The organism is bacterium (assembly GCA_030018315.1).
Classification (GTDB): Bacteria; Hydrothermota; UBA3073; order JACQXS01; family JAGMCI01; genus JASEGA01.
This window is the reverse complement of sequence record JASEGA010000063.1, coordinates 1-2,542: the sequence shown is the minus strand read 5'-3', so window position 1 is coordinate 2,542 and position 2,542 is coordinate 1. Positions and strand designations below refer to the sequence as shown.

The window sequence follows — 2,542 nt, the reverse complement described above, 5'->3', positions numbered from 1 at the left end:
TCCCAATTGTGAATACAGATGTATCAACTCCACACCCTTTAGTAAATAATGTGAAACCTGAATTACCACCCGTACGGGCAGTTATAGTGCCTTCGTAATAAGGAGTAAGAGTATCTATCGTCCCTATTTCTGTCACCTGTGCTGATATATCAGGAGAAGTAAGTAATGTATCTCCAATCACCCATATAGAATCTTTGAATAAGTCCCAACTCTCACCTATTTTACGACCTTTACAACTCAATACTTCTCCATACGGTGAATTGACATTGATTATGACCTCACCACTTGCACCTGTAGTATCACATTTTGAGACCCCAATGCCTGATATTCGCACTACAACATCAGATATACCCAGATCCAAAGTATCAAGGACTGTAACAGAAACATTAGTAGCTGTATTAACTGTTATAGTATCCGGATTTATAATCACAGTTGCAGGTACAATTACCAAAGCATAACCCTCATAAGGTTGTAAATTATGTCCAGTTACCGTAATCCATAGTGTACAGGGCTCAGTAGTTACAATAGGAAGCGTTGCCTCACCACTTGTATTTGTGTATCTACTTACAAAAATAGTATCTAACTTAGCACAAACTAACGCCTCATTAATAGGAGCACCTTCAGACCCAACCGAGACTGTCAAGTCAAACTCACCTACAGGAATAACAGGCTGATAATTAACTGTAGTTGGATATGGAGTATTATTCCGTAACTGGACAGATGCATCCCCAAACAGGTGCCAAGTCTGGAACATCTCTACTCCATCGTTGCCGAGCTGCTGTATCATCCAGCACGACCCATTAAATGTAGTCCCACCCGCTGTTGTCATTCTACCGCGTGCAAATAGCATAGATGCTTCAAACTGAGCATAGCAAGGCGGGTCCCATGATTGTGGGATTGTTGACCCATAATGGGCAATTGCACCATTAGGCTCAGCTGGTGTACCTGCCCATAGCCAGGCTTCACAAAAGCATTCAATTGTGTTAACAAATTCGCCTACAAAGCAAGCAACAGAGATTATAAATGGTAGTTTGTTTGTATTTGTGAGTGCATGGACATCACTAACTGTAAATCCACCTCCATTTCCCCAGCTATCATACCACCCATGTCCAAGGTAGTTTATTATGCTTCTACCTGCATTTACTGAGTCGCGTATCATACTTGTAGTCCCATAAGGGTCGTATATCTTATCTACACTCGTATATGTATAATTGAGTAAAGTATCCCTTATCCAGTTAGCACGCTCATAGTCAGGTATACCCTCGCCACCACTTTGATTACTTGCTATACCTGTTCCCTTACAATACCAGCTACCGCCTAGCTCGGGCTCCTTCTCATACTTAATTGACCTTGCTACCTGATTATCTACATGAGTAGCATTGTTGGCTGAGAAGCGTGAAATGAAAGCATCTGGATAGTAATCGTTACCCTCAAGATACATATATACTGGGTCAGCTGTCTCACCACTGGCATGCCCTACAGTACCCCTTGCTGGCACTATGTCATCTCCATTGCCTACAAGTAAGACAAAAGTCACTCCTTCAGTATTGTATTCGGTTTGGATGTAATTTTTAATATTAGTCTGTGTATTTCCTACCTCTGATATCTTTACAACCTTTGTCGGTATTCCCTTTTGCTTCTTCCACTCAACGAGTGGTAATATGTTATTATAGTAACTATCTTTAGTGATAATTAGCATTCTACCTGCCTTTTCAGCTATAGTATCGTAACGAGCAGGTAAAAAGTTTATAAACAGATTCTCGTAAAGAGGGTAAAACTCGCGACTTATATCGTGCTTCCCTCTTCTAATCTTTATATTCTGACCACCTATACCTGACTGATATACTTCAATTACTACTCGTTTAATAACCTTCAACTCCTTCCTTACCGGATTATACTGAAATGGATGTAACTCAATTGTCTGGCCCCTAAAATCTCTTATTATGAAAGGATTATGTAATTCAACAACCTCTTTAGGAAACCACTCATCTTTATTGTAAAACTCACTAAAAGTGTATGACACAGTAGCTGGGTCTATATTTCTATACAGATTTCCTTTTGAAGGAATGACAGGATAAACTTCTCTAATCTCGTATTCAAGCTCAGCAACCCGATAGTTCATCATAGCATTATCAGGGATAATCACACTCTTACTTAACTTTGGTAGTGCAGGCAATCCTTTTTCAAGAAAAGTTACTACCCCAGGTAGAACAATCTTAGAATATGGTTTACCATCTATCTCTATTATATCAAGGTAATAGCCACTGAGTTTGAATTCCATAACAACTTTGCTATCTGTAGCCTCAATAACCCTAACCTCAGGTGCTCCCTGTCCAGCACCTCCAAGGCTCACCCATTCCGCATTTAAGTAACTAAATGGAATGGTGAGCAAAATGGCTAAAATAAGTCGTCTATTCATAATTTCACCCCCTTAAATTCATATATACCTTTTTAATTTCATTTTGTCAAGTTTTACTTGCTTTGTTAAATAAATATTTTTATATCCACAAATTATCAGTCCAAAAATATTGAAAACCTCTCC

The 2,542-nt window shown here is 39.1% G+C and carries 1 protein-coding gene; it reads right to left on the bottom strand.

Features of this window, described 5'->3' with window-relative positions:
• Positions 1-2,419, bottom strand: a 2,419-nt coding sequence (locus QMD71_10030; protein MDI6841162.1) for a C25 family cysteine peptidase, incomplete at its 3' end; no start/stop codon positions are given.
• Between the last annotated feature and the right edge of the window lie 123 nt (positions 2,420-2,542).